The sequence below is a fragment of the Photobacterium damselae subsp. damselae genome (assembly GCF_038086725.1).
Classification (GTDB): domain Bacteria; phylum Pseudomonadota; class Gammaproteobacteria; order Enterobacterales; family Vibrionaceae; genus Photobacterium; species Photobacterium damselae.
In genome coordinates, this window is record NZ_CP146971.1 from 147227 (window position 1) to 171472 (window position 24246).

Sequence of the window (24246 nt, forward strand, 5' to 3'; positions counted from 1 at the left end):
TTAGGCACTTAATTTCCGCAATTTATTTAGGGTTTGTGTAAGGGAATGTAAAACTGTGATGAAGGCTGTTTTTTTAGCGATGATTTTATCGAATAAAAAGCCTGAAACAGATGTTCAGGCTTTATATGTCATTGCGGTATAATTGAATTATGCGGCGTCTTTAACCCCAATCCATTGGTAGTGGTTGTTGGGCTTTTTCGTCACAATGCCTTCTTCAAGTAATTGTTTGAAAATAGCGTCCACTTCATCTGTTGGCAGTTTTAAGAAGTTACTAACCGCTCGTTTAGTACAATTGACTTTATTTGTACTTAACGCATCAATTGTCTGTTCATAAGGCGTTTTAGGCTCTTCGGGTTCAGGCTCTGGCTCAGGAATGATAGTCACTTCAATTTCTTCATCTGATATTTCTGAGGTACCAACTTCTGATGGATTGAAATGCTCAAGTAGCTTGATCTCTTTTGCTTGGCCGTTAATGCCAGCAAGAGAAAGGGCGTGAAGTTGACGATATTGTTGACGGAAGCGATTTTCCTCACCAATTAAACCAACAAAAAATGCCGCGAAGAAGTCTAATAATACTGATAAAAAGACGACTAAACCAAGCTGAGCTTTTTGCGGTGATATATTCAAAGAGTTTGCTAAGCTATCAATTAGACCAAGTACCGAACCTTGACTTACAACAGGTAGACTGTCTCGCTCTATCGCAAGCTTTTGCTGATCTTCTCGTAATTTTTCGTTAGCACGTTGGATTCGACTTACACCAGAGGCAATACGTTCCATTTGAATGTATTTTTCAGCCGCTTGGTTATTAAGCTCAATCTGCTTTTCAATTGCAGCAATCTGCATGTTATATGCATTGATTTTGCTTTTTTGTACATTGACATGACTTTGTGCTTGGTTAGTTGCACTGTTAATACCACCAATGGAACCACCAATAGAAATCGCGGCTAAGACGGCATAAAACAATAGGGCTGACAGTGCGCCACCATAATTTTTTCGAGCTCGACGTTCACCAACTTCATACCAAGCGAAAAATTTGCCTAGTTCGAAGATAACAGCCAGTCCACCAAATAGAACCTTCATTAATGGGTCATCGTCGATGGATAAAAAAAGTAATAGTGAGAATACGATTGAGGCAAGAATAGAGGCGCCAGTAAAACTGTATACCGTCCACATTGCAAACATCCCCTTAGGGTATCGCATTGGTTGTTTTTCGTTATAAAGCATAATGATTAAATCTAGATATATGAGCCGTGCTCTATTTGCTACTTTTTTAAGCAATAAATATAGGAATTAGAATATGTTGCAATAGGATACATTAATTTGTGACCAAATCCCTTATAAATCATTGATTCAGCCAATCTCTCGCTGGATTTTTACACATAGCTTTCATTACTGTATAAACACTACACAGTCATTGAACACTGTATAAATAAACATGATAAAAATATGCTTTTAATTACGATTTCCGGTCTGTCAAAACAACTTTGGAAACTGGGTATATACTTAATCAATGACGTTGAAGGAGATCGTTATGTTTATCGCAACAGAGCTACAAATGGCTGAGCACACTTCACTTGAAAGTTATGCGGATAACTTGTCTAGTGACTTACCTTCAGGGATTCAATTACACGCTCAAATGCTCGATCCTATTAGTGGGCATTGTCGCTGTATTTGGGAAGTCGATTCAATAGAATCATTACGCCAATATATTGAGCCTGCAGCGAACAGTTCTGCCAAATGTCGATATTTTGAAATAGACCCAATTAGAGCAATCTATTGAATATAATCACAGTGCATAATAAAATTATATTAATAGAATTTGAATAAATGTTAATGCATTTATCACAAAGTTTATTTTGCTAAATTAATATGTGAACACCGTTAATTGCTCGCTCTAGATCTCACTTACTGTTTGATAGATCACATTTTTTATTTATAAATTAGTGACCTTGACCTCAAAAATCTCCAGCCTATCGTTTTAGGATTTATTCGATTCCCAAAACATATTTTCATATTTCATTCACATTACTGGTGATTCCCAATGAAAAAAAATCCTATTCGCCTAGGTATGCTGGCTGCTGGCCTGTGCTTCAGCTCTTTCTCTTTTGCTGCAACTGATCTTCCTAATATTAAAATTCTAGCCACTGGCGGTACAATTGCAGGTGCTGGTCAATCTGCGACTGAATCTAATTATACTGCGGGTAAAGTTGGTGTTGATGCACTTATCGCTGCTGTTCCTGATATGACAAAAATTGCTGATATTTCAGGCGAACAAGTGGTCAGTATCGGTTCACAAGACATGAACGATGAAGTTTGGCTTAAATTAGCAAAGCGTGTAAATGAATTATTAGCTCAAGATGATGTTGATGGCATTGTGATCACTCATGGTACGGATACCATGGAAGAAACAGCCTATTTTCTTGATTTAACAGTAAAAAGTAAAAAGCCTGTTGTGTTGGTTGGTGCGATGCGTCCATCAACTGCAATGAGTGCTGATGGTCCAGTTAATCTTTACAATGCTGTGGTTGCGGCTACGGATGAAGATTCAAAAGGTCGTGGTGTATTAGTGACAATGAATGATACTATTTTTGATGCACGCGATGTAACAAAAACAAATACCACTTCTGTAAATACTTTCCAGTCACCAAACTTTGGTCCTTTGGGCTATATTCACAACAGCGATGCGAAATATCAGCGTAGCCCTGAGCGCAAACATACAACAGAAACTGTTTTTGATGTTTCTAAACTGACTTCGCTACCAAAAGTTGGCATTGTTTATAACTATGCTAATGCTTCTGATCTTCCTGTTAAGGCGCTCATTGACGCAAAATTTGATGGTATTGTGAGTGCGGGTGTAGGTAATGGTAACCTTTATCACACAGTATTTGATCAGCTAGAGAAAGCCAGCAAAGATGGCATCATGGTCGTACGTAGTTCTCGTACTCCAACTGGTTCAACGACATTAGATGCTGAAATTGATGATGCAAAATATGGTTTTGTTGCATCAGGTACATTGAACCCGCAGAAAGCTCGTATTCTACTAATGTTGTCTTTGACTCAAACCAAAGATTACAAAGATGTACAGAAGATGTTCCAGTACTATTAATGATTACTGTTAGTTAGTATTAAATCATTTAGATAAAACAGACCGCAGCTTATCGTTAAGCTGCGGTTTTTTATTGCTTTTAGAATGTACCACCAGTATGAATAAAGATCCCAAATACCATAGCAGCATCCATCAGAAAACCTAAGCTGTTACCGACCCAGATCGGTGGGTTCTTATGGACAAATCCATAGATAGCCCAAAGTAGCGCCAGTAGGGCATAGAGTACCCAAGTAATAAGCGATAAACCAACAGCGTGTTCACTATGAGAAAAGAACAGCTTATAAAGTTGAGGCAAGGTTGCAAGTGGTCCCACGATACCCATCAGCAGCATAAAAGGTTCGAAAGCCTTAGCAACGCGTTGAAATACAGACATAAAAAAGCACACCATGTTATTTTTCCTTAAACTATAGGAATAAATACCATGGTGTGCTTAATTCGATGTTGTGTTTTGTGATCTGTTTTTATTTAGTTTAGTGAGTTAGTGGCTTGTGTTTTAAGACGATAATCAATACGACCAATGCGCTCACCACCTAACTTTGACGTCCCTAAAGCTGATGTTAAAACTAAAATAACCAAGCACGGTAATAACCAACTTGCGTGTGCGTTATATAGCGGCAAAGCATGTTGGAATAGATCATTAAGTTCTTTAGGCATTTTACCCAAAATACTGATAGCATCGACGCTACCAAACACTGCAGCAGTAAATAAAACAGCGGTATGAGTATAAGCCGAAACACTGACGGTTGATGCAGTAAATGATGCAAGAACTAAGGCAATAGCGACCGGGCAAAGAACTAAAATAGCTGGCAGACTGACTTTTAGAATTTGTTCTAGGCCAAAGTTAGCAATGATTCCGGTTAGAACAACAACACAGGTTGCGGTTAAACCGAAAGAGGCATTAAAGGTTTCTTTGTAGTATTCAGCACACGCATTAGTTAGGCCAACCGTTGTAGTTAAACAAGCCATGATGATTATAGCGGCCAGTAAGTATTGCCCATAAGGACCAAATTCTCCCGCAACATAGCGAGTTAAAATAACACTACCATTCACGCCATGTTCGGCGATGGTTGAGGCTGTTGCGCCTACATAACCCATTGCAATATAGCAACCGCCCATTAGAACCGCATAGATCAATGCTACTTTAAACGTCACACTAGAGATCATTTTTGGCTCTGTGATTCCTTTTGCTCGAATGGCTTGAATAATAACCCAACCAAAACCTACAGCAGCAATCGCATCCATTGTCATATAACCTTGGATTAAACCGCTAGTGATAGCCTTATGTTGATAATCACCTACAGGGTGGCCAGGAACGCCAAGTGGTGAAATAAATGCAGATAAACCAAGTGCAAGCAGCATTAGGATCAGGGCTGGAGTCATAAACTTACCAATATAGTCGACAAGCTTACCTGGCTTAAATGCGAGTAGAAGAGTTAAGGCAGAGAAAATGATAGAGAAAACCATTAGATGATCCTGGGTCATAAATGGTTTGATGCCCATTTCATAAGCAACGGTTACTGCTCGCGGCATGCCAAATGCAGGGCCAATCGCTGTGAACAGAAGTACCCAGAAAGTGGTTGCGAGCCATTTTGGTAATGCATTTGTCAAATATTGAGTACAGCTAATTCGACCTAGTACAATAATAGTAAAAGCAGGAAGACCAACCGCAGTGACTAAAAATGCACTCATTGCGGTGAAAAGAGAGGTACCTGCATCCAATCCGAGTGATGGCGGGAAAATTAAGTTACCAGCCCCAAGAAAGAGGGCAAAGGTCATTAAGCCAATGGCGAGTAAGTCTTGTGTTTTCACTATGTACTTCCTGCTGTTTTTTTATCGCATTACCAACACTTTTAAGTAGAGTGTTATACGTATTGGGATTGCTTAAGTATTTGTTCCGGCAGGAGCTGAGAAAGAAAGGCAAATAATGAGATGCAATCTCCCGTCAGCTCGGCTGACGGAAGTATGTCACCGCCAGCCTAGCGAATAATCACTAGAATAATAGCGGTAATAATTCGTGTTGTTCGTGTCAACATCTGTAACGTAGTCGTCACCATCGAACCTCGATGGCTAGTCGGTACCTTGGCGGTAAAATGTGCAAGCTTTGCTGACATCATGACTAATGACTTCCAAATAAAAACGAAACAACGGAACTAAAATATAAATAAAAATCTGTGAAGTAAAGGGAAATTTCAAAATTTTATAATGAAAAAAATTCGTACCAACAGTTTCTTATACTATTAGTACGAATTTAAATTAACTAACCAACTGATTTTTATCTATTACTTAGAGGTATAATTAATAGTGAGAAATTACAATTTATCAGTAAATGTTCGACTGATTACATCTTGCTGTTGCTCTCGAGTCAATGAATTGAAACGAACTGCATAACCTGAAACTCGAATTGTTAATTGAGGGTATTTATCAGGATGTTCGACCGCATCAAGTAACATATCTCGATTTAACACATTAACATTTAAGTGCTGACCACCTTCGATCGTTTCATGATTTCCGTGTGCTTCGTGGTGGAAATAGCCATCCATCAGCGCTGCCAGATTCTGCTTTTGCGTTTCTTCATCTTTACCTAATGCGTTTGGTACAATAGAGAAAGTGTAAGAGATACCGTCTTTTGCATAAGCAAAAGGCAGTTTAGATACTGAAGTTAGCGATGCTACGGCACCTTTTTCATCACGGCCATGCATAGGGTTAGCTCCTGGGCCAAATGGCATGCCTGCACGACGACCATCTGGGGTATTACCCGTTTTTTTACCATATACTACATTTGATGTGATGGTTAAAATTGATTGAGTTGGTGTCGCTTCTCGGTAGGTGTGCATTTTTTGAATTTTCTTCATAAAGCGTTCTACCAGATCACAGGCTATATCATCAACACGAGCATCGTTATTACCGAATTTTGGATAATCACCGCTGATTTCAAAATCAATCGCAACACCATCTTCATCACGAATCGGTTTTACTGTCGCGTATTTTATCGCTGCTAATGAATCGGCAACAACAGATAAACCTGCAATACCACATGCCATTGTACGATAAACATCTTTATCCATAAGTGCCATTAATGATGCTTCGTAGCTATAACGATCGTGTGAGTAGTGAATAATATTTAATGCAGTTACATACTGAGTTGCAAGCCAATCCAACATGCTATCAAAGCGAGGCATTAAGGCATCAAAATCTAAGATATCATCAACGACTTTATCTGTTTTTGGGCCGACTTGAGCTTTAGATTTCTCGTCAATACCACCATTGATTGTATACAGTAAAGCTTTTGCTAAATTAGCTCGAGCTCCAAAGAACTGCATATGTTTCCCTACAATTTGAGGGCTTACACAACACGCAATTGCGTAATCATCATTATTGAAATCAGGACGCATTAAGTCGTCATTTTCATATTGAACTGAAGAGGTATCAATCGACACTTTTGCTGCATATTTTTTGAACGACAATGGTAATTGTTCTGACCATAGAATTGTCATGTTTGGCTCTGGCGCAGGACCCATTGTGTGCAATGTATGCAGATAGCGGAATGTTGTTTTGGTTACTAGAGTACGACCATCAACACCCATACCCGCCATTGCTTCTGTTGCCCAAATCGGATCACCTGAGAACAATGAATCGTATTCAGGGGTACGAAGGAAACGAACCATTCGAAGTTTCATTATAAAGTGGTCAATCATCTCTTGAGCTTGTTGCTCATTGATCAATCCATTTTCCAGATCGCGCTGAATATAGACATCAAGGAATGTCGATGTACGACCTAAAGACATCGCCGCACCATTTTGTGACTTAACTGCAGCAAGATAACCAAAGTAAGTAAATTGGATGGCTTCTTGAGCTGTGCGTGCAGGTAGCGACATATCAATACCATACTTAAGACCCATTTGACGGATATCTTCTAGTGCTTGGAATTGGTCTGCTAACTCTTCACGTAGACGCAGTGTTTTTTCAAGATCTTGACCTTGTTCTAAGAAAGCTTGTGTTGAATCAAATTGTTCTTTTTTATCTGCTTTTAAATAATCAATACCATATAAAGCTAAACGGCGGTAATCACCAATAATTCGGCCTCGGCCATATGCATCTGGTAAGCCCGTAATAATACCGGATTTACGGCAAGCAAGAATTTCTTTGGTATAAAGGTCAAAACACGCTTTATTATGTGTTTTGCGATATTCGGTAAAGATTTTCTCTACGCTAGGATCTAGTTGACGACCGTAAACCTCACAAGAGTTTTTCACCATACGGATACCACCGTTGGCAATAATAGAGCGTTTTAATGGTTTATCTGTTTGTAAGCCAACAATTTTTTCCAGATCTTTATTAATGTAACCGGCATCATGAGAAATAATGGTTGATGGAAGATCGGTATCGAAATCAATTGGAGCATGAGTACGACTTTCTTCTTTTATACCTTCTAAAACTTGGTTCCATAGAGCAGTAGTTGAGTCACTGACATCTGCTAAGAAAGATTCATCGCCTTCATATGGTGTGTAGTTGGTTTGAATAAAGTCTCGGGTATTAACACTTTTTTGCCATTCGCCAGCAGAAAAACCAGTCCACGCATCTAACATATCTGTTGTTGGAATTGTCATCGATAGATCCCTAATTTATTGATAAATCAAAAAATTGAATGTTGTAGTCACAACTACTCTTAATTGTTTTCACTATAGGGACAATATCAATATGAGTAAAATGAATGCTTTTCATTTTTTATATGATTATTATGCATTAATTGTTTTTTATTATTTATATTCAGTGTATTAGCGCATTTTGTTATGAGAGTTTATGTGGCTATTTTTGATATAAAAAAAGAGCCAGAAATTTCTGACTCTTTGGTTAACGTATGTAAGTGAAAAGGAAATAAGTCGCTTAGTTCTTATTGGGCAGGTGCAACTTCTGTTCGACGTTTGACGAGCGTTACAGCTTTTACTGCAATAATGACAATAAACACAGGTGCTAACCAACTCACATGCGAATTAAATAGAGGGATCCATTGTTGGCACACTTCTTTAGTCTCTTCAGAAAGCTTACCTAAAATATTTAAGGCATCAAGAGAACCAAACAAAGCAGCAACGATCACAATAGCTGTTTGTTCTAGTGATACAGACTTTGCTTGGTTGTTGCCTAATGCAATAGTTGCGATGATTAGCGCAATTGCGATCGGACACAAAATAAGAATCGCAGGTAAGCTTACTTCAATAATTGTTTCAAGGCCGACATTAGATACAAGAGCGGTCAGTAGAGTAATCACCATTGCGCTATGACGAAATTTGATGCCATATGTATTTTGGTAATACTCGGCATTTGCATTGGTTAAACCGATAGTTGTGGTTAAACACGCCATTAGGGTAATCGCAGCAAGTAAAAATTGGCCTAACGCCCCAAATTCACCCGCAGCATAACGTGTTAGAATTTCACCACCATTGGTTGCATTGGCTGCAATTGTTGAAGAGGTTGCGCCTAGATAACCCATCGCTAAGTAACATAGAGACATCAATGTTGCGTAGATAGCAACGACTTTGAAGATATAACCGGATAGGGCTTTATTACATTCAACACCTTTGCTACGAATGGTTTGAATAATTACCCAACCAAAGGCCACAGCAGCAATCGCATCTAGGGTCATATACCCTTGAATTAAACCATTCACAACAGGGGCCTTTTGATAGGTTTCTGTTGCTGGAAGAGTTCCACCTAAAGGGTTAACCAACGCGGCAATAACTAATACAGCCAGCATTAAAATCAGTGCTGGTGTCATTACTTTTCCGATGTAATCAACTAATTTCCCTGGTTTTACCGCAAGAAGTAGCGTTAAAGCACAGAAGATAATGGAGAAGATCATAAGACCATCGTTGCTGCCAACAAAAGGCTTTATACCCATCTCATAAGCAACTGTTACCGCACGAGGTAATACAAAAGCAGGCCCTAAAGTGGTTAAAACAAGAAACCAAAAGGTACGATCTAGCCATTTAGGTAAACGTGCGGTGAGTTTATCAGCAGAAGATAAACGGCCTAAAACTAATAAAGTTAGAGCAGGTAAACCAACCGCAGTTAGTAAGAAGCCACCGATTGCAATCAACCAGTTTTCGCCAGCTTGTTGAGCCATTAATGGTGGGAATATAAGGTTACCGGCCCCAAGAAAAAGGGCAAAGGTCATAAATCCTATCGCTGCAAGTTCCGTTCTTTTCACACAACATACCTTCTAAGTTATGTCGGCTAACTTGCGGATAGTAAAGGAGATTTGATATTTATCTGTTTACCCGCCAGCTTAGCCGACGAATAAACACATACCGTCAGCGTCAGATTTTGACGACGACGACAGAGACAGAAGAGTTAGAGATTAACGCTGCATATGCAGAACGTGAATTCAGATTGTATGACGTAATAGACATATAACTAACTCTTCAGTGATATTGGATAACCAGAAATTAAATGGATTCATCTCTTTTGTAAAGAAAAAGTTTGTATTAATTTTGTTTATCTCTGTTAATGCTTAAAAATCAGTTAAGAAGATACTGTTCAAGCTCTAATAAATTCTGAATACATACTGATGGCTTAATATGATTTGGTTGAATTTTTCCATCTACATTTAACCAGCATGTCTCCATTCCTGCATTGATACCTCCTAAAATATCAGTATCAATATTATCTCCTACCATTAAGACATGGTTTGGTTCTGCTTGCCCCATATGCTTTAGAGCATAATCGAAAATCTCTTTAGCTGGTTTTGGATAACCTACTTGTTCTGAGATCACTAATAGATCGAATGCATCATCCAGTCCGGTTTTTTCTAACCGAATTTGTTGTAAATCAGTAAAGCCATTGGTAATGATGCCTAATTTAGCGCGGCCTTTTAAGCTATCAATCAGCTCTTTGGCATGGGGAAGTAGCGTACAAATATCAGCCATGGCATTGAGAAAATCTCGATTGAGTTGCTCTGTAGAAAGTCCAGACTTGGCTGACCATAGTTGAAAACGTTGGTTTTTTAACTCTGATGCTGTGATTTTACCTTCTTGATAATTAATCCATAGTGGTTTGTTAAGTTGCTGATATTCTAGAAAATCATCTTCTGTGAATACAATATCATGGCGAGAAAACATCAGCTGTAGCCCTTTGAATGCATCAAAATGAAATAGGGTTTCATCAGCATCAAATAGGATCCATTGGTACTTCATAACATCCTCATCGTTGTTTCTAACTGCAAAAAAGCAAACGGTTTCATTGCTGTGCGGTAGGCTACGTGAATTGGTGAGAATATCAATCATCAAAATGAATCATTTTTTGACGACTAGATAGATAAAAACTTATTTTTAACAAGTAATCTAGTTGAGTTATGTAACATGTTTGTTAGCAAAAAACGGAACTAACCTGACTAATTTGACTTACCAATAGCATTTATTTTGCATGATTTTTGTACTTTGCTTCAGTTTTCACAAAACTTTTTCGCGTAATAAAAAAACTTAGCTAAGAATAAAAGCAATATTCAGTGACCTAAAAAGAGCATAAAACAATGCAAAAGCAGTTAACGTTAAATGACATGGCTGGAACTGTTATTTGCAGTTCTAGGACTGAATAACAAAAGGAAAATGTTGTTAATTTGTTAATTAAAACGTGGAGTACAAGGAATGAAAAAGGGACATTGCCTGACGAAAATTGCAGGTGTTGTAGCAAGTATTATGATGGCTGGTGGAATTACATCGGTTCAAGCTGCGCCAAGTCATGATAAAAATGTTATTGGTTACATCACTCAATGGGAAGCATGGAAAGGAACTAATGCAGGCTTTAGCGTAAAAGGTGAAGCAACTCACCTAAACGTTGATATGGATATTTACTCAATTTTGAACTTCTCTTTCTTTGGTGTGGCGAAAGATGGCTCATTACACAGTGGCGATCTTCGTAATAAATCTATCTATCAGCCGGGAGCAGTACAAGAGCCTGGACCACTTCTTCACCCAGATGTGTATTCAAGTTGGGATTTTCATATTTTATGGGGTGAGCTTGAATATATTCACCAATATCCAAATGATGAGCCGTGGGATGCTGAGAACCTGAAAAAAGTACAAGAACAAGGTTTTGTGAAACATGGTAATGGTTGGAAACATGAGCCTACGGGCATCACAGGTCAATATCCGATCCCTTTGAAGAAAGCCGGTGGTGCTCCAGGTCTTATCGATCTAGCGCATGAAAAAGGCGTTAAAGTTATGGCATCTCTAGGTGGTTGGAGTATGTCTAAACACTTCCCTGAGATGGCGCGTGATGAAGCGAAAAAAGCTCGTTTCTTAGCTGATGTCGATAAATTAATGGCATTAGGATTTGATGGTATTGATATCGACTGGGAATATCCAGGCCATGGCGGTATGAACTTCCAAGGTAGTCCTGATGATTTTGCAAACTTTGAACAGTTAATGGAAGATATTCGTAAGCGTATTGGTCCAGATAAACTGCTTACTGCAGCCTTTGCTGCATCAACCGCTAAATTAGAAGGATTTAATTGGCCTCGTCTTGTTGCTTCAATGGACTACTTTAACATGATGACCTATGACCTTAATGGTGGTTGGTCAAATGTAACTGGTCATAATGCGCCGTTGTACCCATATCCAGAAGAAGAGTATGCAGGTCTGGATCTTGATACATTACGTATTTGGATGGCAGAAAAAGGTATTCCTTCTGACAAAATTAACTTCGGTGCTGCATTCTATGGCCGTGGAGTGCAAACGACGGAATCAACAGCATACTTAGGCGCTCCAACCGATAAACGTATGGTCAATATGAGTGTTGATGGTCCATTAATGTCGTCAGTCGATCTTGATAACTGGAAAGAGTTTGAAGGGCAGCCAAACTACAATTACCTTAAGAAAGTGGCTGGATGGGAGCATAAATGGGATGATAACGCTCAAGTTCCATATGCCATCAAGGGTAAGTATTTCTTAAGTTATGATGATGTACCGTCTATTAAGAAAAAAGCACAGTATATTGTTGATAATGAACTTGGTGGCGTGATCATATGGCAGGTTCATGGTGATATTGAGTGTAAAGGTACTTTCATCAATCACGGTTCAAAACTCAAAGAGTGTACCGATCTTAGCTCACCATTAGCTGAAGCCATTGATTCGGTCTTTAGTGCTAATACAACGCCAAATGCTGCGCCGGTGCTTACAGTTCCTGATGCGCAAAATGTCGATGCGACTCAAAGTATCAGTTTTGTTGTGTCTGCAACAGATGCCGATGGCGATAAGCTAACCTTTAGTGCAACAGGTGCTGACATTGTCAATAATGGCGATGGTAGTGCAACGGTTACCTATATTGCCCCTAATACCGGCATTGATAAGCAAGAAGTAGTCAAAGTAACGGTATCTGATGGTCGTAAGAGTGTCAGTAAAGATGTTGTCATTAATGTAAAAGGAACTGGTGTTGTTGAAAATACACCACCAACATTAACAGCACCTGCGACTGCTGAAGTGAAAAGTGGTGAAACTCTTGTCATTTCTGTATCAGCGACCGATGCTGAAGGTGATAGTTTGACTTATACCGCATCGCAAGGAACCGTAACATCTACTGCTTCTGGTGCCGATATCAGTTTCACAGCACCAGTCGTTGATGCTGATACGACAGTAAACCTTGTCGTTACGGTTTCTGATGGTCAAGCTGAAGTCTCGCAATCTGTCGTTATTACTGTAAAAGCTGAAGCGGCATCTGGCAACACTTGGGATCCTAACGCTGTTTATAATACAGGTGATACGGTTATATATGATGGTGTAACTTATACTGCGAAGTGGTGGACTCAAGGGGATAAGCCAGGAGCTAGTGATGTATGGCAAGCATTTGATGATGGTTCTCTAAAAGAGTGGTCTGCCGATAAAGTTTACAATGGCGGCGACCAAGCAACATTTGAAGGTAATACCTATAAAGCGAAATGGTGGACTAAAGGCGATCAACCAGGAAATCCTAATGGTCCTTGGCAGTTGATCTAACGGTAACTTGCGTATCTCGTTTTAAGTCACCTTAATTATTTAAGCCTTACTCTTGTTATTTCAAGGTAAGGCTTTTGTGTTAGCTAACTAATTGAACTTATTGATCTTTAATTGATCAAAGATGATGATAAATTGTGATCTGGTTCTCACTTTTTGTTTTATGGGGTTTTCAAACTCAATTAGAAAGAGCATATTACAAATCAAGCGATGCGAAGTAACTTTCTGATTTACTTCAACAAGTATCCAAGCGGGCATCGTATAATGGCTATTACCTCAGCCTTCCAAGCTGATGATGCGGGTTCGATTCCCGCTGCCCGCTCCAAGAATTTTAAAGAAAAGCTCATACTTAGGTATGGGCTTTTTTTGTACCTATCATTTATTTCATTAAAGCTAATTATTCCCTGAATACCTAAAACGTGTTGTAACCTATCGATAAATCTATGTTTATCTATTGAATGCATGCTATGTAAACATATAGTATAGGTCAATGAATTGACAGTTGATTGACGTATGGGTGTCTCTTAATGAAGCGGAATGGATTTACTTTAATTGAATTGGTTGTTGTGATTGTTATTTTGGGTATTTTAGCGGTTGTTGCAGCACCTAAGTTTTTAAATTTACAACAAGACGCAAGAGATGCTTCGCTGAAAGGTTTAAAAGGTAGCATAGAATCAACGTTAGATGTAACTTACGCTAAACTTGCAACATTAGGCTTAGAAAATGCAGCTTATGTTGTGAATAAGAAGTCTTTATTACTCGATCCGAAAGATATAGTTGCCGATTTAAGTTCATTTGGATGCAATAAAGACAGTAGCTGTGTTTTTGAGTATGGTTACCCAAGTGATTACGGTCCAACCTTAGCTGTCCTTGTTAATGGAATCTCAGCTAATGAACATGCTCCGTCGGATGATTTTGTTGCTGTAAGAAAAGGAAAAACTTCATACGATTTAGCTATCACGTTTAAAAATAATGTTGAAAGATTAAGCTCAAACCTGGTTGTTTTAAAACCAGGCGCTAGTTGTTATATCGATTATTCAAGACCATCCAAAGATAAACCTCGACCGGTTCTTACCATCGTACCTTGTAAATAATACCATCAACCAGCTTATGAGTTTGGGCCGGTTATTTTCATTACACTCAGTATTTGCTAGAAGCGACTATGATTCCACTTTATAACTATATTGCAGCCATCAAAGGGCATAGCTTAGAACAACGCATAGCATCAACAGAAATTGAAAAACATGTAGTAAATGATGATGGTGTATTGGTTGAAACGCTCATTAAGACTGTGAAATTTGAAGATGGTGTAGTGGTCCAACTCGAAGAAGAATTTGAGCAGGTTCATTTTCAAGAAGAGGGGATATGCCCTGAATGTTGGATTTCTTATGAAGTGCTATTCTCACCAGAATCAATAAATATATCTCCGAATAAAAAGCATTTTATCAATCGTTGTCAGGAGTCTTTCTGGCTCAAAATCAATAAAGCTCAGTCAGCATAATCATCAGCCGCAGAGTGAGATCTGCGGCTGATTTGTATCATATCATTGATTCTGTGCAAAAATAGCCAGTTCATCTCGTGTTGGTGCACCATCTGAGCCAACTTTGCTCACAACAATGGCTGCAACCATATTACCTAACCGAGTCGATTCAACCAGAGATAAACCTGATGCTAATCCTGCAATAACCCCCGCACAATGACTATCACCAGCTGCAATTGTATCGGCAACTTCAACCTGAAATGCGGGCTCTGTCATGGGAATATTATCCGGTTCGCACACTGTTGCCCCTTCACAATCAAAACGGCAAATAAGCTGACAATTATGTTGATTGGCAAAAAAATGAGCCGCAACGACATTATCGCCTTCTTGTTGATCTATACGATTCATCAACATGGCCAATTCATCACGATTTAACGTTAAAATAGGCTGTTTTTCTATTAGCTGAATTAAAAACTCACTACTGAGTTCATTAATTCGTGGACCTAAATCAAGGTATAACGTCTTATCATTTGTTTGTGACAGTAGCCACTGCTGTAGTGGTTGTGCATGCGTACCGACTAATTCATACCCAGACACATAAATAATGGCATTATCTGGGGTAGGGATTTTAGCCAATAGTTCAGGGCTCCACTCTTGCTCACAACCGTTAACCGTAATAAATGTACGTTCTTTTGTCTTATCAACTAAAGCAATACACCACCCATTATCTCTTGTTGGATGGAAGAGCAAAGGGGACAGATGTTCTTTTTCCATTTCCTGCTCAATAGCTTGTCCCCATTTGCCGTTACCAATTGATATGCCATTTATCACAGGAATGGAAAGGCGACTGAGAGCTCTGGCCACGTTAAAGGCACATCCACCAATGTGTTGTCCCATTTCGTTGGCTTCAATATCAGCACCGCTGGTTGGTAGTTGATCTACTTCTAGCATCAGATCGCCAAATGCAGCCCCAATTACAATAACAGGACGAGTGGGGTGTAAATGTAAAATATCGATCATTAGCACGCCTTTTTCGATATGAGAACAACACGATACAAAACCATAGCGACAGCAAAAGAGATAAATAAGCCTAAGCTCGAATCGGCGAAGACACCTATAGCAAATGGACCATCAATAAAGCCTGTTTTAGATACCATTAAGCCAGATAGAGAGCCGATAAGCCAGCATGCAAGAGTTGGTTTATTAACCCCAGTATCACCGTAAAGTTCTTGTTCTGTGTAACCTTGTTTGACGTGGTTGTGATAGAAGTCAGTAACGAAAATCGCAGCCCAAGACGCTAAGAAAATACCACAGAAAACCAGAAATGAGATAAAAGGCCCTAAGAAGTCACCAGAGATAAACAACACATAGACTGCAATGGTTAATACAATGATTGCATCGAGAGTAATTGCCGTGCGCTGTTTTAATTTCACTCCCATACTAAGAAGGTTCAAACTTGCTGAATAAAGGCTCAGTACTGCAATAGTGATAATACCTGCAACTGCTGCGGCTAAATATGGAATAGCCATCCAGTTTGGTAGCAATTTACCAATAGCTGAAATTGGATTTTCATTTGAGGCTAAGTCCGGGATTTGGCTGGTCAGTAGAATACCGGTTAGCATCAGCATAATTAAAGGCAGAGCAGCACCGCCAACAACCGACTGAAAAATAGAACCTTGACTTGAGTGAGGGCTTTGATCTCGGCTGTAATCAGCTCCCGCTATGGCCCAGCTTATACCCGTACCTGCGGCAATAATTGAAACTGCTGGAAGAAAACCTGTTAGCCAGTCACCAGAAGGCAGCGCTAAAATTGTATGCCAGTTAGCGGTAAACATCAGATAGACAGCAACAACAAATGTCATTGCACCAAAAGTTCGGGTGATCCATTTTTGCATGGTTAATACGGTATCTTGACCGAGAATACTAACCGCAACGGTTAAGCCGCCAAATAGAATTAATGAGAATGTGGTTAAGAACGTATTTTCTTCAAAACCAACGGCAACAAACAGAGCAACCAATGTCAATGTGCCAGTGATGATGTTAACAGCTTCCCAGCCCATAAGGTTGAGCCAACAAAACGCAGTAGGAGCAATATTACCTTTCTTACCAAAACTAGAGCGAGATAGCGTGAGGGTAGTAGTGCGACCAATTTTACCAGCAATGCTTGAGATGCCAACTAAAGAGAATGAAGCTACCCCTACTATAGCGGCTAATACTGATTGAAAAAATGATAAGCCAAAAGAAACAATAATTGCACCATATACCACACCTAAAATACCAATATTGGCGGCACACCAAACAAAAAACAGTTCGCTTGGCTTTTTGGTTTGATGGCTAGGGGGGATTAAACCAATACCTAACTCATCAATAGAACTGTCGACATCAAATTGATTATCGGTTGAATTGTGCATTGTCATATAAGTAGTCCTTTATTTTGACAAGTTAGCTTCGCGGAATTGGCATAATGCCGCTGCATAAGGGGTAAAATCGATGCGGTTAGCTCGGTTAATTTGGTTCACGGTATCGTTTGAAATACGATTTATTCCATGGATAGCACCACAGATTGCAGTTGCCATTGCGCCAATGGTATCGGTATCTCCGCCTAGATTAGCGGCTAGCTCAGCACACAAATGTGGATCAGTGTTGGACAGTTCAACCAAAGCAATAGCGGTTGGAATTGATTCAATAATGTCCATTCCCGCGCCTACTTTTTGGTATAAATTGGTTAGGCCTTGTTGTTCATTATGTTCAGAGGCGACAACATTTAACGCATATTGGATACGTTCGCCAAGCAGAGGGCTGAATGTAGACTCAAACGTTTGTTGAGTTTCGTTTGCTAGGGGGATAATTTCTTGTTTTATGATGTTCCAGCTTGTACCTTCAATGGCTCGACTGATCGCCCAAGCAATAACGCTGGCCCCAGCAATCGCAATATCGGATTTATGGGTTGGTAGGCAAGAAAGACGAACCCCATTAATAAAAGTGGCTCTATCATAGGTCGGCAGTAGGCAACCAATGGGTGAAACTCGCATTGCTGAGCCGTTAGTGACGCCGTTTGCTTCAATCTTTTCAAAAGAAATACCTTGATCAAGAGCATTTAAAGCGGCTTTTGATGTTGGACCTAAGATGTTCTTCTCAAATGCATTAATACGTTTAGCCCAAGCCATAATATGTGAAGCGATAAGATAGGGTTCGATATCACCTTTAGCTTCAATAATCGCATCCATAAGAGCAACACATTGGGCTGTATCGTCGGTATATTCGCCTGCTTTAAACTCGTTGGCGGCAATATTTTCTGCTGGACCATCAAGTAGAGTGTTAATCCATCCAAAATGTTGTTCAACTCGGCTTTTTGGCCAAAGTTCAGAAGGCATCCCCATGGTATCACCCAATGCCTGACCATACAGGCAGCCTAAAATACGATCTTGAGTATGAATAAGTGTGACGATATCAGCATGAGTCATCTAAGTCTGTCCTATGAATTAAACTTCGTGCATGATAAATCCAGTTTAAGTCCAGTTAAATTGTTTTATGATTCCATTGTGATTATCGCCACATTATTTGTTACTATAGTTGCCAGCATATCATTGATAATAATTATAAAGGCTCATGCAATGGAACTGTCTTTAATCAGATTTATAAAAAATAATCTTAATGCTGAATTGAGTAAGCCTCTCTATGTTCAGTTAAAAGATTCGATTGAAATGGCTATACATAACAAGATGTTAGTTCATGGTAGCGTTTTACTCTCGGAAAGGAAGCTCGCTCAAGAATTGGCCGTGTCACGAGTGACAATTGTAAAAGCATTAGCTGAATTACAAAATGAAGGTACTGTAGTTAAACAACACGGTAAAGGAACGGTGATCCAGTTGCCAGTCCAGTATGATCTTGCTGGTGGTGGCTTTTCATCGCAATTGAAATCAAAAGGGAAGGTCACTAACCGTTGGATCATTCGAACTCCTGTTTGTGCAGATGATTTTTTAGCTAGAAAGCTGGGCGTCATTGTCGGTGACGTGATTTCTCATATTAAACGAGTTCGCTTGATCGATAATGTACCCGTCTCAATCGAAACGACCTATATTCCACAGTGTTTTATGCCTCGTCCTGATTTACTGGATGGATCCTTGTATGAGTATTGGGAAACTATGGGTATCGTGCCTAAGCAACAAGATTATTCGTTGAGCATTTATGTTCCAACCGCGGATGAAGCGCTCTTGCTTGATATCCCTAAAGGATCGCCATTAATGAGGGTTGAGCTATCAAGTAAAGATCAAAAGGGTGTCGTCTTAGAATATGGTACAGCCATTTGTCGAAGTGATTTTTATCGATTTAATTTTAAGACTACATTGTAAAGGGTCTTTATGATACTAAGATTTGGGTCTTATTAACTTAATTTAGAGCGAGAGAGCTTCGATATTGTTGCCTTGCCGATAAACCAAATTATTCTCGCTGAACCTCGCCCATTGAAGCTACTGGGGTATAGAGTAAAACTATTTGACTATAATTTTACTCATGGTTAAACAGTACAACTTATGATTTATTGGTTATAAAACGTTAATTTTTTGTGTTTTATCTTTTTACTGAGAGGTCGAGTAATTTAAATGACTTGAGTTTCTGTCAAAACGATAATGAAAGTAATTGCCAGATTAGATATAAGTTTTGGCATTCAATCGTCAGTGATTGTTTGTTCAATTTATTTATATATTAAGAGGCTATTATGGATTTAACGGAAATACAACAAAGTTATAAAGACATTATGGTTAATGAATTTATTCCGGAGATAAATGAAATTAATTTGAAATTACATGGATTGTTGAATATAGAAGAAATCAAATCTTTTATTTATTCGGGAGAAAAGAGTTATAAAAATCATTTACTATACTCAGGGTGTGTCGTTTATTCAGATAATATACCTGTACCTTATCAGCCCATCTATGATGAAGCACATCTTGAAAGAGTAAAAAAATTAATATCGACTTATATTGTTTCTCAAGTTACAGAACTTGCTATATCTCAATATTATCATTGTAGCGCTAATGACATGATGCTTAGGGGAAGTTCATGGGCGGTAAGTAAGAAGCTGGTGTTAAATTTATTGTTTGGCCGTGAATGGATCTATAACACAGACCTTTGCTACGATACGGATTTTAATTATGGTTCTCAGCATTTTCTAATGACACTAGATACATTCGTTTCTGCGGTAGCAAAAAGATATGAAGCTGAATATATGCGCTATCGTATTTGGGGTGATCGCGCAATTGAATCCCTTCGTCGTTTTCTTTTTGTTTTTTCTCAATATCACATTGATGATAAGGAAGGAGCCATTTATAAAGTAACTGATGGTTGTAGAGAGATATTAACGAGAGATGAATTTATTGAAACTGTCGAAGAGTTAATTAATGAAATGCCATATCATAATCATACAGAAATATTTTACCCGTACGATTCGAATATAAATTTTGCAGAGCATCTAGATTTTCGTGATGCTGACGATAAGTATATCGATTATTTGTATGGTATTTATTGTAAAGTAAATAATTAATATTTAAGCCGCTTTATTTTTCAATACTCCTAATATGAAAGATAGAGCGGCAACTTCAAATAGGTAAAAAAACAGTAAAAATTCAGTCTTAGATATAAAATTTTTGTAAAGATGAAAAATAGTTAGTTTAGGTTGTTTTATTTCTAGAATTCATATAGTTGTGATTTTTTAAACAGAAATTTCAAATTAGGCTCAAAACGCTGTTTTAAACAGTATGTCATATCATATCGATTTTAATATATAAGATTTTAAATATGATCTTATACAACCCATTTTTGCTCAAAATACAAACAAATAATATTGAGGGGTTTAGATGTTATATGTCTAAGTTATTGATTTATAAATATCTTTTTTGGTTTAACATCAGCTAACTCAGTATTATAACACTATTCATCAAGGCAAAGTACATAGCTTGGTGAATTAGCATAATAAAATATATTTTATTTCTGATTGGTATCTATGTTTGAATACCCGCATGTTTAATACTCGTATTAGCCGTGTTGGCTATAAACACTGTTGACGTATAACATGAATCAAGAAATTGAGATTCAATCACAAAAGACAATTCAGACCTATATTGATGACATATCAAGTTGGCATGAAGAGTCAAAGATTTCTTATATGTCAATGACCAAGGTGCAATGGCGTATTTGGTTGTTGGCGACATTTGGAAAGTTTTTTGAAGGTATGATCGTATTTATGATGGGGCTAACGCTGCCATTGATTACACTTCAATTTCAATTAACTGAGTTTCAAAAAGGTACAATTAGTTCTTCTATATTATTTGGTATTTTAATTGGCGCTAGCGCACTTGGTGGACTGTCTGATCTCTATGGACGTAAGAAAATGTTCATTATAGAGATGGCCTTGCTATCTGTGTGCTTGGTCGGTATGGCATTTAGTCAATCCTATTGGTGTGTATTGCTATTTAACTTTGGTATTGGTTTAGCACTAGGCTGTGATTATCCGACTGCGCACCTAATGATTTCCGAGAGTATCCCAACTAAGAATCGTGGTAAATTGGTTCTTGGGGCGTTTGCTTTCCAGTCCGTTGGCGTCTTGATGGGCATTTTAACTGGTATTGTAGTGCTCTCTTACGTGGAAGATGTTAATGCATGGCGAGTAATGTATGTTTTAGCTTTAGTGCCATCGTTAGCGATTACTATTGCCCGATTTTTTATACCGGAGAGTGCTCACTGGTTACTATCTAAAAATCGAAAGCAAGATGCAGAGCGCTGTCTAAAACGTTTACTAAACCGTGACCAAGCATGTGATATGGCACTTCGCAGTGAGCCAGTACAAGATGAAGTAGAAGTCCAGTCATGGTTACACGGTTATAAAAAGCTGTTTAAAGAAAAATATCGAGCAAAAACAATATTGGCCTCTGCTCCTTGGTTTATTCAGGATCTGGGGACTTATGGTATTGGTATTTTTACCCCGGTAATTTTGGCCTCGGTTCTAGAGCATCAAACCATAGCAGGGGCTGATGAGTTACATAACACTATTGCCAATATTATTTATTCCGCTAAAGGCACGGCGCTAATTGATTCGCTATTAATTGTTGGTGTTATCTGTGCAATTATTTTTTCAGAATCTATTGGTCGTATGAAGCTGCAGATCTATGGCTTTGTTGGCTGCGCAGTAGGACTTTTGTTAGCGGCAGTATCGGTAAAAGTACATAGTGATTATCAGATTTATGTACTATTTTTGGGTTTCATGCTGTTCAACTTTATGAATAATTTAGGCCCAAATGCACAAACATATTTGATTTCAGGAGAAGTATTTCCAGTAAAAATCCGAGCTAAAGGTGCGGGATTTGCTGCATCCATTGCTAAGTTAGGGGCGATTCTTACTGCATTTATGTTCCCTATACTCTTACATGTGATTGGTGTCTTTTCACTGTTACTGACTCTCGTTGTTACTTCTTTGTTGGGTGCTTGGGTTACTCATAAGTATCGTTTTGAAACGTCGGGTAAGAATATCGAAAATCTATAACCGATCAATTTATTAAAAATGCCGATGCCTTTGGGTATCGGTATTTTTGTATCTGCTAGATGCTAAAAACGTCAAATAAACAGTGTTGATAAACATATCATTTAGCTTGTTAATTAAACAAACTTTATATCTTTTTTATATCTCCCTGTCGAATATATACCGCAACTTTACATGCCGCTTGTTACTCTTCCTGCTTCTTAAATGACTTAAGGTATTGTGTCGTGTCCTAAACAATTAGGCGGCCCATAACAACAAAATGCAAAATCAAAAACAGTCTTTATTGGTATTAACATGCCTATCTATTGGGATTGTGTATGGCGATATTGGTACGAGCCCTTTATACGCATTCAAAGCAATGTTTGATGGTGAACACTCAATCGCGATAAACCAAGCGAACGTTTTTGGCATCCTTTCGCTGGTTTTCTGGACGTTTATTCTTACTGTTTGTATTAAGTACCTATCTCTGGTCACTCAGGCTTCAAACAAAGGTGAGGGAGGGATTTTAACCCTTGCTTCATTAGCTCATGGTGTAGCGCCAAAGCAGTTAAAAATCTCAATACTATTTTTGGGTATGTTGGCTGCAGGTTTCTTCTTTGGTGAAGCAATCATAACTCCTGCCATGTCGGTTTTATCTGCGGTTGAAGGTATCAGCGTAATCAACCCTGATTTACAACCTATGATTCTGCCTATTTCAATAACGATTATTTGTGCATTATTTGCTATTCAAAAGTTTGGCTCGGGTAAAATTGGTCAATTATTTGCTCCTGTCATGCTTATTTGGTTTGTCTGCATTGGGATATTAGGAGCCAATGCCATTATTGATAACCCTATTGTGATCAAAGCGTTGTCTCCACATTATGCTGTAGAGTTTATTTTTCATCATGGAGTTGCCACTCTGTTCACTTTGGGTGTTGTGGTTCTTGCGGTGACAGGTGTTGAAGCGCTCTATGCAGATATGGGTCACTTTGGGATTAAACCAATACGCTTAGCTTGGTTTTTTGTTGTAATGCCTTGCCTGGTTTTGAATTATTTCGGACAAGGTGCGTTGGTATTAAGTCATGCTAAAGCGATTGAAAATCCATTTTTTATGTTAGCCCCTAATGTATTACGCCTGCCTCTTGTTATTTTGGCTACCTTTGCAACGGTGATCGCTTCTCAAGCTGTTATATCCGGGATTTTTTCACTGACTCGTCAGGCGATTAACTTAGGGTTCTTGCCCCCTGTCCGTATTCACCATACATCTCATCATGAGCAAGGGCAGATCTACGTGCCTATGGCGAACTTTCTGCTGTTCATTTTAGTTATTACCGTTGTCGTAACGTTCGGCTCATCAACTCGGTTAGCTGCGGCTTATGGCATTGCTGTGACGGCTACGATGTTAATTTCATCACTATTTATTTTGGTGGTTTCAAGATATTTGTGGAATTGGTCAAGAAAAACAGTGATGACTTACGCGGTATTAATGGTGAGCTATGATCTATTGTTATTTATCTCAACATCATTAAAGTTTGCTGATGGGGGATGGTTACCACTGACGATTGGTTCACTAGTCTTCCTGCTTATGATCATTTGGTATCAAGAAAGAGAGAGAATTACTACCATGTTCAAGCCATCTCTTTCCATTGATGCAATGGTCAAAGAGCTTGAGCAAAAACAATGGTCTAGAGCATCAGGTACTGCGGTTTATTTATCTAGTAACGAAAATCAGGTACCGTCATCGTTAGTGAATAATTTAAAATACAACGAAATCCTTCATGAGCGTAATGTTCTGCTGACGTATAAATATGTTGATCAACCTTGGGTCCATCCATTAAAGCGATTAGAAGTTCGTCAATTATCTCCGTCGTTTTGGCAGATGATTGCGTATGTGGGCTATCAGGAAACATTGGATATTGAACAGATTTATCATGGGTGCTGTACTAAAGAACTGACTTTGCACCCAGCAGAAACCATATTTTTTATGTCTTCAGAGCGAATGAAGGTAAAACATGTCAGCTGGTGGCACGATTTAAAAGCTCGATTATTTATTTTATTGAGTCGAAATGCGCTGCGAACGTCAGAACGGCTTAGTGTGCCTCAGGATAGATTAATTGAAATTGGAGTTCACTTAGAGATATAACATGGCAGATACTCTCAGGTT

Annotated in this window: 18 protein-coding genes and 1 tRNA gene; 10 read left to right on the forward strand and 9 right to left on the reverse strand. The window is 38.7% G+C overall.

Going from position 1 to position 24246, the window contains the following annotated elements; translation table 11 throughout:
• Nucleotides 1-147: 147 nt before the first annotated feature.
• Nucleotides 148-1173, reverse strand: coding sequence for a Preprotein translocase subunit SecY (locus WAX86_RS15440; protein ID WP_341489793.1), 1026 nt, complete (start codon nt 1171-1173; stop codon nt 148-150).
• A gap of 358 nt (nt 1174-1531) precedes the next feature.
• Between WAX86_RS15440 and WAX86_RS15445 the strand changes: the two genes are divergently transcribed.
• Together WAX86_RS15445 and ansB are read left to right on the forward strand one after the other, a co-directional pair.
• On the forward strand, nt 1532-1780 hold the full coding sequence (locus WAX86_RS15445) for a hypothetical protein (protein WP_341489628.1): 249 nt from the start codon (nt 1532-1534) through the stop codon (nt 1778-1780).
• A gap of 261 nt (nt 1781-2041) precedes the next feature.
• Nucleotides 2042-3106 carry an L-asparaginase 2 gene (ansB, locus tag WAX86_RS15450; RefSeq protein WP_065171374.1) on the forward strand — a complete coding sequence of 355 codons (1065 nt, stop codon included), beginning with the start codon at nt 2042-2044 and terminating at the stop codon, nt 3104-3106.
• A gap of 79 nt (nt 3107-3185) precedes the next feature.
• Here ansB and WAX86_RS15455 read toward each other — a convergent pair whose 3' ends face one another.
• The 5 genes from WAX86_RS15455 to yjjG form a co-directional block, all read right to left on the reverse strand.
• Complete coding sequence (locus tag WAX86_RS15455) at nt 3186-3479, reverse strand: SemiSWEET transporter (RefSeq protein WP_065171539.1); 294 nt, start codon at nt 3477-3479, stop codon at nt 3186-3188.
• 92 nt (nt 3480-3571) lie between these two features.
• The gene (brnQ, locus tag WAX86_RS15460; RefSeq protein ID WP_068968687.1) at nt 3572-4915 is read right to left on the reverse strand and encodes a branched-chain amino acid transport system II carrier protein; all 1344 of its coding nucleotides are present in this window, start codon (nt 4913-4915) and stop codon (nt 3572-3574) included.
• Nucleotides 4916-5415: 500 nt separating this feature from the next.
• Nucleotides 5416-7713 carry a formate C-acetyltransferase gene (pflB, locus tag WAX86_RS15465; RefSeq protein ID WP_237030438.1) on the reverse strand — a complete coding sequence of 766 codons (2298 nt, stop codon included), beginning with the start codon at nt 7711-7713 and terminating at the stop codon, nt 5416-5418.
• Nucleotides 7714-7997: 284 nt separating this feature from the next.
• On the reverse strand, nt 7998-9311 hold the full coding sequence (gene brnQ, locus WAX86_RS15470) for a branched-chain amino acid transport system II carrier protein (protein WP_107200353.1): 1314 nt from the start codon (nt 9309-9311) through the stop codon (nt 7998-8000).
• Between the two features lie 310 nt (nt 9312-9621).
• On the reverse strand, nt 9622-10296 hold the full coding sequence (yjjG, locus tag WAX86_RS15475; protein WP_341489794.1) for a pyrimidine 5'-nucleotidase: 675 nt from the start codon (nt 10294-10296) through the stop codon (nt 9622-9624).
• A gap of 450 nt (nt 10297-10746) precedes the next feature.
• Here yjjG and WAX86_RS15480 point away from each other — a divergent pair, with 450 nt between their 5' ends.
• The 4 genes from WAX86_RS15480 (at nt 10747) to WAX86_RS15495 (ending at nt 14590) form a co-directional block, all read left to right on the forward strand.
• Complete coding sequence (locus WAX86_RS15480; protein ID WP_341489629.1) at nt 10747-13092, forward strand: glycosyl hydrolase family 18 protein; 2346 nt, start codon at nt 10747-10749, stop codon at nt 13090-13092.
• A 247-nt stretch (nt 13093-13339) separates the two neighbouring features.
• Nucleotides 13340-13414, forward strand: a tRNA-Gly gene (locus WAX86_RS15485).
• A 202-nt stretch (nt 13415-13616) separates the two neighbouring features.
• Nucleotides 13617-14183 carry a type II secretion system protein gene (locus tag WAX86_RS15490; RefSeq protein WP_341489630.1) on the forward strand — a complete coding sequence of 189 codons (567 nt, stop codon included), beginning with the start codon at nt 13617-13619 and terminating at the stop codon, nt 14181-14183.
• Between the two features lie 68 nt (nt 14184-14251).
• Nucleotides 14252-14590, forward strand: a complete 339-nt coding sequence (locus WAX86_RS15495) for a hypothetical protein (protein ID WP_284634810.1) — start codon at nt 14252-14254, stop codon at nt 14588-14590.
• Nucleotides 14591-14632: 42 nt separating this feature from the next.
• On the opposite strand, the gene WAX86_RS15500 is transcribed toward WAX86_RS15495, so the two are convergent.
• From WAX86_RS15500 to WAX86_RS15510, 3 genes are read right to left on the reverse strand one after another with little or no spacing between them, the layout of a single operon-like run.
• Nucleotides 14633-15589 (reverse strand): PfkB family carbohydrate kinase, encoded by a 957-nt coding sequence (locus WAX86_RS15500; protein WP_109375474.1) that lies wholly within the window; start codon nt 15587-15589, stop codon nt 14633-14635.
• Nucleotides 15589-16986, reverse strand: a complete 1398-nt coding sequence (locus WAX86_RS15505; RefSeq protein ID WP_065171382.1) for a cytosine permease — start codon at nt 16984-16986, stop codon at nt 15589-15591. Before WAX86_RS15505 ends, WAX86_RS15500 begins: the two co-directional genes overlap by 1 nt.
• 12 nt (nt 16987-16998) lie before the next feature.
• Nucleotides 16999-18033, reverse strand: coding sequence for an ADP-ribosylglycohydrolase family protein (locus WAX86_RS15510; RefSeq protein ID WP_341489631.1), 1035 nt, complete (start codon nt 18031-18033; stop codon nt 16999-17001).
• Between the two features lie 150 nt (nt 18034-18183).
• Here WAX86_RS15510 and WAX86_RS15515 point away from each other — a divergent pair, with 150 nt between their 5' ends.
• The 4 genes from WAX86_RS15515 to WAX86_RS15530 all read left to right on the forward strand — a co-directional run bounded on the left by WAX86_RS15515 (nt 18184) and on the right by WAX86_RS15530 (nt 24225).
• The gene (locus WAX86_RS15515) at nt 18184-18921 is read left to right on the forward strand and encodes a GntR family transcriptional regulator (RefSeq protein ID WP_341489632.1); all 738 of its coding nucleotides are present in this window, start codon (nt 18184-18186) and stop codon (nt 18919-18921) included.
• Nucleotides 18922-19286: 365 nt separating this feature from the next.
• Nucleotides 19287-20111, forward strand: a complete 825-nt coding sequence (locus WAX86_RS15520; RefSeq protein ID WP_341489633.1) for a hypothetical protein — start codon at nt 19287-19289, stop codon at nt 20109-20111.
• Between the two features lie 528 nt (nt 20112-20639).
• Nucleotides 20640-22106, forward strand: coding sequence for an MFS transporter (locus tag WAX86_RS15525; RefSeq protein WP_005304463.1), 1467 nt, complete (start codon nt 20640-20642; stop codon nt 22104-22106).
• 256 nt (nt 22107-22362) lie between these two features.
• Entirely contained in the window at nt 22363-24225 is a 1863-nt protein-coding gene (locus WAX86_RS15530; protein WP_065171386.1) for a potassium transporter Kup, read from the forward strand.
• The last annotated feature ends 21 nt before the right edge of the window (nt 24226-24246 follow it).